Here is a 6,656-nt window from a genome sequence, read left to right on the forward strand (position 1 = left end):
CTATAATCTTGCTTTCGAAACGAAACTTAAGTGAAACTTTAATGACTAAACGTAATACTCAGCAGCGACGTCATACCATAATCACCCTGTTAAATGGGGATGGTGAGGTGAGTGTCGATGAGTTGGCATTACGTTTCGAAACGTCTGAAGTGACCATTCGCAAAGATCTCAGCGCATTAGAAAAAACTGGCCTGTTGTTGCGTCGCTATGGTGGTGCCGTTTCGGTTCCTAGAGAGATGACTCAAGTTGCTACCGCAGCGATATCCATGAACAAGCAGAATATCGCCAAGGCGGCAGCCAGGCTGATTAAAGATCACAATCGCATCATCATAGATAGCGGCAGTACTACCTCGGGTCTAGTTCAAGAGCTAGGCAGTAAACGTGGTTTGGTGGTGATGACCAATGCCCTGCAACTCGCCAGCGCTATCCATGAATTAGAGTATGAGCCGACGCTCTTGATGACGGGCGGAACCTGGGATCCTCATTCTGAATCTTTTCAGGGTCAGGTTGCCGAACAGGTATTACGCTCCTATAACTTCGATCAACTGTTTATCGGTGCCGATGGTATAGATATCGAACGTGGTACCACGACGTTCAATGAGTTAACCGGGCTGAGTAAGGTGATGGCCGAAGTTTCCCGTGAAGTCATCGTCATGCTTGAGTCAAATAAGATAGGCAGGCGCATTCCTAACCTGGAATTACCCTGGAGTGATATCAGCGTGATAGTCACAGATGACAAGCTTGCCGATGAGGCTGCTGAAAAAATTTCCGAGCAAGGCGTACGTGTGATCGTGGCGCCTTATTCAAACTAAGCAAAATTTTCGATTTTAACTTTTCAATTTATATAAAATTTTAGGTATTAATATGTGCGGAATTGTTGGCGCGGTAGCGCAAAGAGATGTGGCTGAAATATTGCTCGAAGGTTTACGCCGCTTAGAGTATCGCGGCTATGATTCGGCGGGCGTTGCAATTATTAATAATGCTGAGCTTAGCAGTACTCGCCGTGTGGGTAAGGTGCAGGAATTATCCAGTGCATTGGATGCCGCGCCTCTAAGTGGTGGAACCGGTATCGCTCACACTCGTTGGGCTACTCATGGTGAGCCCAGTGAACGCAATGCACACCCACATCAATCACAAGGTGATATTGCGGTTGTTCATAATGGCATCATAGAAAACCACAACAAGCTGCGCGAGATGCTAAAAGGCTTAGGTTATAGCTTCGCATCCGATACTGATACCGAAGTTATTTGTCACCTGGTTCATCACGAGCTTAAGTCCCATAAGACTCTGCTAGCCGCGGTTCAGGTCACGGTTAAGCAGTTGGAAGGCGCCTATGGCACAGTGGTTATCGATCGCCGTGACAGCGATCGCATGATTGTCGCCCGTTCGGGCAGTCCCCTGGTTATCGGTTATGGCTTAGGTGAAAACTTTGTCGCCTCGGATCAGCTGGCACTACTTCCCGTTACCCGCTCTTTCTCATTCCTCGAAGAGGGAGACGTTGCCGAAGTGACTCGTCGTAGCGTAGATATCTATGATATCGACGGTAATGCGGTTGAGCGCGAAGTTAAAGAATCTGAAGTGACTCATGACGCCGGTGATAAGGGCGAATATCGTCACTACATGCTCAAGGAGATCTATGAGCAGCCATTGGCCTTGAGTCGCACCATAGAAGGACGTATCGCCAATAAGCAGGTATTAGATACTGCCTTCGGTGACAATGCTGCCGAGTTCCTTAAAGATATTAAGCATGTACAGATCATCGCCTGTGGTACTAGTTATCATGCTGGTATGGCTGCACGTTATTGGCTAGAAGATTGGGCCGGCGTCTCATGTAACGTGGAAATTGCTTCCGAGTTCCGTTACCGCAAGTCGCACATGTTCCCTAACAGCTTGTTGGTGACCATTTCTCAGTCTGGTGAGACCGCTGATACTTTAGCCGCATTACGTCTGGCGAAAGAGATGGGTTACAAGGCCACCATGACCATATGTAACTCTGCCGGTTCGTCTCTGGTACGTGAGTCTGATATGGCTTACATGATGAAAGCGGGCGCCGAGATTGGTGTTGCTTCGACTAAGGCTTTCACGGTGCAGTTAGCCGCTCTGCTGATGCTAACGGCTGTTATCGGCCGTCATAATGGCATGTCCGATGAGATGCAGGCTAAGATCACTCAGAGCCTGCAGTCTATGCCTGCGAAAGTTGAACAAGCACTTGGGCTAGATACAGCCATTGCCGAATTGGCCGAAGATTTTGCCGACAAGCATAATGCACTCTTCCTTGGCCGCGGCGATCAGTATCCCATTGCCATGGAAGGGGCACTAAAGCTCAAAGAAATCTCCTATATTCACGCCGAAGCCTATGCATCGGGTGAGCTGAAACATGGCCCATTGGCGCTTATCGACGCCGATATGCCTGTTATCGTGGTGGCACCCAATAACGAACTATTAGAAAAACTTAAGTCGAATGTCGAAGAGGTGCGTGCTCGTGGCGGCCTGATGTATGTGTTTGCCGATGTGGACGCTCAGTTCAAATCTGATGACACCATGAAGGTGATTCCTGTGCCTCACTGTGATGAGTTTATGGCTGCACTTATCTATACTATCCCGATGCAGTTACTCTCGTATCATGTTGCCCTAATTAAAGGTACAGACGTTGACCAACCACGTAACTTGGCCAAGTCGGTGACGGTTGAATAACTTGTAACTTGTCTCCTGTAGCATCATAAAACCGCCTGATTGGCGGTTTTTTTACTCTGTCGGTGAGCCAGAAGCTATTGATCGCCATTAGGTGATGGCATTTTGATGCTCCATGCCAATATGGGCGCTTGAATTTAGCTAGGAGGCTTTTTTGTTTAAGGAATCCCTTTCTGCTGCACCTTTATCTTTTGATATTTTAATATCAAAATTGTCCAGTAAAAGCAGGGTATCGGCAATGGCGGCCTTCAATTTTGATGATGGTGGTAAGCCCTGTGTTCTGGCTTGCCCTAAAGATTCGCGTCGGGTGACACACTCGAGCAAGACTTCAAGGCTTTCAGTGTTACCTAAAGAGGTTGGCGGTAATTTCTTAGATGCCGCGTTGTTATAGATTTCGAATTCGTTTTTAAGGTGTTGCTGAACTTCTCTCATTCTTTCCATATGAATTTTGACCTTTATTTGCGATAAACCCATACTTCCTAAGCTATCTCATTAACATGATTGAAACAAGTCACCTTTATGGCGAACGCCATTCAATTCAGTATGTTTTAATCGAATGGCGTATGAGGAGCATAAATACAATCAAAGCTATTAACCGAACTCGCCACTGACATAGCCTTGGCTGCATCGAGATTGCCCTGGCAATACAGAGACGTTGCTGCTGTCCGCCCGAGAGGCCAAACGCGGCAGAGTTCAGACGGTCTTTAACTTCGTCCCATAGCGCGGCGCTTCGCAGCGACTCTTTAACCACAGCGCCTAACTTCCTCTTATCCTTTAGACCAGGTCATTCATGCGGTTTAGGGTTCTGAGTAGCGTCGGCTTACCGCGACAAGAATGTCCAATAAGTGCCGTCACCTGACGTGATGGGATCTTCAGCGAGATATCTATCAGTGCGTGGTTATCACCATAGAAAAGGTTGAGGTTACTTACTTAAAATTTTTTGCTGACTTGTAGGTATGTCTCTCGGGGGCTTTATATGGGGTTAAACTTGGTTGTGGAATTTATTAAAATGTATCTTTGGCTGACAGAAATAAATTAATAGTCGCTAATAGACTTGCTCAAAGATTAGTAATCTAGCTTACGAGTGAGCTGTTTTGTTGTTGCTCTATTTTTTTCCATACTTTTTCATGGAAGTAAAAAACAAGGGTATTAATGGCTGGTTCTACTATGGCGATGGCTCCACCTAAGATCACGCTACCGGTCAGCAGATAGGTTACGGTAAATGCGACGGTGAAGTGTAATATAGCAAAGGTGAATGTTTTAGTCATGGTGAAAGCCTCTCAGTAATATTTATCTGAATGATAATCATTATCATCTAAATAGTAAAGAGGATTCGTTAGATGAGCTTAATTACATTTTTCGATTAGGCTTTGATTTTAACGTTTGTGTTGTCGATTTTGTGAAGAGGCTGGATGAGGTAAATAATAGAGCCATCGATAACGATGGCTCTATTTAGATAAAAAGTATTATATAAGCATAAGCGCTAGTAGTGCCAGGGGAACTTACTGAAGTCTTTATCGCGCTTCTCGAGGAAGGCATCTCTTCCTTCTTTCGCTTCTTCGCTTGCATAGGCTAAACGTGTGGCCTCTCCGGCAAATAGTTGCTGCCCGACTAGACCGTCATCGGTCATGTTGAAGCCATATTTCAGCATGCGCATCGCCGTCGGCGATTTAGAGTTGATCTCTCGGGCCCAATTTAGCGCTTCAGTTTCAAGTTCGGCATGAGGGATAGAGCGGTTAACCATGCCCATATCGAAGGCTTCATCTGCGCTGTAGTTAAAGCCAAGGAAGAAAATTTCTCGAGCACGTTTCTGACCTATCATCTTCGCCAGATAGGCGCTGCCATAACCTGAATCGAAACTTCCCACATCTGCATCTGTCTGTTTAAAGATGGCATGTTCTTTCGAAGCCAGAGTCAGGTCGCAAACGACATGTAGACTATGACCACCGCCTACGGCCCAACCGGGAACAACTGCAATAACCACCTTAGGCATGAAGCGGATTAAGCGCTGAACTTCGAGTATGTGTAGACGACCCATACGTGCAGGATCTGGTTTACCTTCTTCGGCACCTTCATATTTGTAGCCGTCTTTACCGCGAACACGCTGATCCCCACCGGCGCAAAAGGCCCAACCTCCATCTTTAGCCGAAGGACCATTGCCTGTAAGCAGCACGCAGCCGACGTCAGACCACTGCCTTGCATGATCCAGCGCGATATAGAGTTCATCAACGGTTTTAGGCCTGAAAGAGTTTCGGCACTCAGGACGGTTAATTGCAACACGTACCGTTCCCTGATCTTTAGCTCTATGGTAAGTAATATCTTCGAAATCGAATCCGGAAACCTGTTCCCACAGAGTGGGATCAAATATGTCTGAAACCTGATGGGTCATTGCTATAGCCTTTTCAACGTGATACCTAATGGCATTTGTGTCCAAAGGCTAGGCGGAAAGCGAACCTAGGTCAATGATAGGCAGAGATAAATGCCGTTTGAACCTAGGGTCATGGATAAAGCTATTAGGAACTATTTGATAGGAATCATCTGAGCTTATCGCAGATATATTGCAGGTTATCCCGGCTTAAACTCTCGTGTCTTGGGGCTGAGCCACTACAATATTCATCTTTAAATGATTGAACGCTGTATTCGGATTCCAATATATCATCGAGCACTCTGAGTTCCTCGGTAGACATGCGCTGGGATATATCTTTCTTGAGTTGAGATGTCTTATTATCCACCTTGATAATCTTAGTGCCTGTCGTGGCATCGAGCTTGCGTTCTATCTTCTGCAGAAAGGCATCTGTCTGTGCCATTGGTTCATCTAGCATATTGGTTTCAGTTGCCAGGTAATACAGCACACCGGCGCTTAACCCTAATATTATCCAGCCTCTCATTTTTAAATCCAACTTTGTTTATTAGATGTACGATAGAGGTATAATAAGCTAATTTTCGTGCAAGATTAAAGCAGTAAGGCTACAAAGATGAGCACAGACTCTAATAATAAGGATTATTCTAAGGCTAAGCGGATTAAAATCCACCAACCGGATGCTAGTAAAGTAGATAGCTTTAACCCTCGCAATAGAATTTACGTTAGAGCTATTAACGGCCTGTGGACTAAGCTCAGGAGAAGACTAGGTTGGATCACCATATCATTCTTCCTCATACTCCCCTGGATCCCTTGGGGGAATCGTCAGGCGGTGTGGTTTAATCTGGCTGAGCAGAAGTTTCACATCTTTGGACTCACCATTTGGCCGCAAGATCTGCCACTCTTAGCTGCACTATTTACTATAGCAGCATTCGCTCTCTTCTTTGTGACGACTTACCTCGGCCGGGTTTGGTGCGGGTTCACCTGCCCGCAGACTGTTTGGACCTTTATCTTTATCTGGTTCGAAGAGAAGCTGGAGGGGGCGAGAAATAAACGTATGAAGTTAGATCAGTTGCCCTGGAATTTTAATAAACTATGGCGCAAGACTGCTAAGCATACGGCATGGATTGCGATATCCCTACTGACGGCAATGACCTTCGTCTCTTATTTCGTTCCGAGTAGAGAGGTATATATAGAAGTCTTTACCCTGAATGCAACCGGGGGCATCTATTTCTGGGTGGTGCTCTTTACTTTAGCTACCTATGGTAATGCTGGTTGGATGCGAGAGACCATGTGTATTCATATGTGTCCCTATGCTCGTTTTCAGGCGGTGATGTTTGATAAGAATACCTTTATAGTGGGTTACGATACTAAGAGAGGCGAGACCCGTGGTCCTAGATCTCGTAAGGCTGATCCAAAAGCACTTGGTTTAGGTGACTGTATCGATTGTGATCTGTGCGTTCAGGTGTGTCCGACAGGTATAGACATCAGGAATGGTCTTCAGTATGAGTGTATTAACTGTGGTGCCTGTATCGATGCTTGTGACAATACCATGGATAGAATGGGATATAAGAAAGGCTTAATCTCATATACCACAGAGAATAAG

At 45.9% G+C, this 6,656-nt stretch carries 7 protein-coding genes and 1 pseudogene; 3 read left to right on the plus strand and 5 right to left on the minus strand.

What is annotated here, in order from left to right:
* The first annotated feature begins 41 nt into the window (after positions 1–41).
* Complete coding sequence (locus KT99_RS13790) at positions 42–812, plus strand: DeoR/GlpR family DNA-binding transcription regulator (protein ID WP_005501117.1); 771 nt, start codon at positions 42–44, stop codon at positions 810–812.
* Between the two features lie 52 nt (positions 813–864).
* A complete protein-coding gene (gene glmS, locus KT99_RS13795) occupies positions 865–2,694 on the plus strand; it encodes a glutamine--fructose-6-phosphate transaminase (isomerizing) (RefSeq protein WP_005501118.1) in 1,830 nt (609 codons plus the stop codon).
* 138 nt (positions 2,695–2,832) lie between these two features.
* Here the strand turns inward: glmS and KT99_RS13800 are convergent, their stop codons facing one another.
* The 5 genes and pseudogenes from KT99_RS13800 to KT99_RS13815 all read right to left on the minus strand — a co-directional run bounded on the left by KT99_RS13800 (position 2,833) and on the right by KT99_RS13815 (position 5,579).
* Entirely contained in the window at positions 2,833–3,165 is a 333-nt protein-coding gene (locus KT99_RS13800; RefSeq protein WP_005501134.1) for a hypothetical protein, read from the minus strand.
* A gap of 139 nt (positions 3,166–3,304) precedes the next feature.
* Positions 3,305–3,582, minus strand: a pseudogene (locus KT99_RS20955) (ATP-binding cassette domain-containing protein); the annotation flags it as partial.
* A gap of 182 nt (positions 3,583–3,764) precedes the next feature.
* Entirely contained in the window at positions 3,765–3,959 is a 195-nt protein-coding gene (locus KT99_RS13805; protein WP_005501136.1) for a DUF2061 domain-containing protein, read from the minus strand.
* Positions 3,960–4,174: 215 nt separating this feature from the next.
* On the minus strand, positions 4,175–5,080 hold the full coding sequence (locus KT99_RS13810) for a 1,4-dihydroxy-2-naphthoyl-CoA synthase (RefSeq protein WP_005501137.1): 906 nt from the start codon (positions 5,078–5,080) through the stop codon (positions 4,175–4,177).
* 145 nt (positions 5,081–5,225) lie between these two features.
* The gene (locus KT99_RS13815) at positions 5,226–5,579 is read right to left on the minus strand and encodes a hypothetical protein (protein ID WP_040572009.1); all 354 of its coding nucleotides are present in this window, start codon (positions 5,577–5,579) and stop codon (positions 5,226–5,228) included.
* 87 nt (positions 5,580–5,666) lie between these two features.
* On the opposite strand from KT99_RS13815, the gene ccoG reads away from it, so the two are divergent.
* Positions 5,667–6,656 (plus strand): cytochrome c oxidase accessory protein CcoG (gene ccoG / locus KT99_RS13820; protein WP_005501139.1); only part of this gene is annotated, 990 nt, incomplete at its 3' end.

The organism is Shewanella benthica KT99, from assembly GCF_000172075.1.
Lineage (GTDB): Bacteria > Pseudomonadota > Gammaproteobacteria > Enterobacterales > Shewanellaceae > Shewanella > Shewanella benthica_A.

Excerpts from the sequence above, each read along its gene's own strand:
- KT99_RS13790 (WP_005501117.1), top strand. The coding sequence starts at position 42 with ATGACTAAACGTAATACTCAGCAGCGACGTCATACCATAATCACCCTG.
- glmS (WP_005501118.1), top strand. The coding sequence starts at position 865 with ATGTGCGGAATTGTTGGCGCGGTAGCGCAAAGAGATGTGGCTGAAATA.
- KT99_RS13800 (WP_005501134.1), bottom strand. The coding sequence starts at position 3,165 with ATGGGTTTATCGCAAATAAAGGTCAAAATTCATATGGAAAGAATGAGA.
- KT99_RS13805 (WP_005501136.1), bottom strand. The coding sequence starts at position 3,959 with ATGACTAAAACATTCACCTTTGCTATATTACACTTCACCGTCGCATTT.
- KT99_RS13810 (WP_005501137.1), bottom strand. The coding sequence starts at position 5,080 with ATGACCCATCAGGTTTCAGACATATTTGATCCCACTCTGTGGGAACAG.
- KT99_RS13815 (WP_040572009.1), bottom strand. The coding sequence starts at position 5,579 with ATGAGAGGCTGGATAATATTAGGGTTAAGCGCCGGTGTGCTGTATTAC.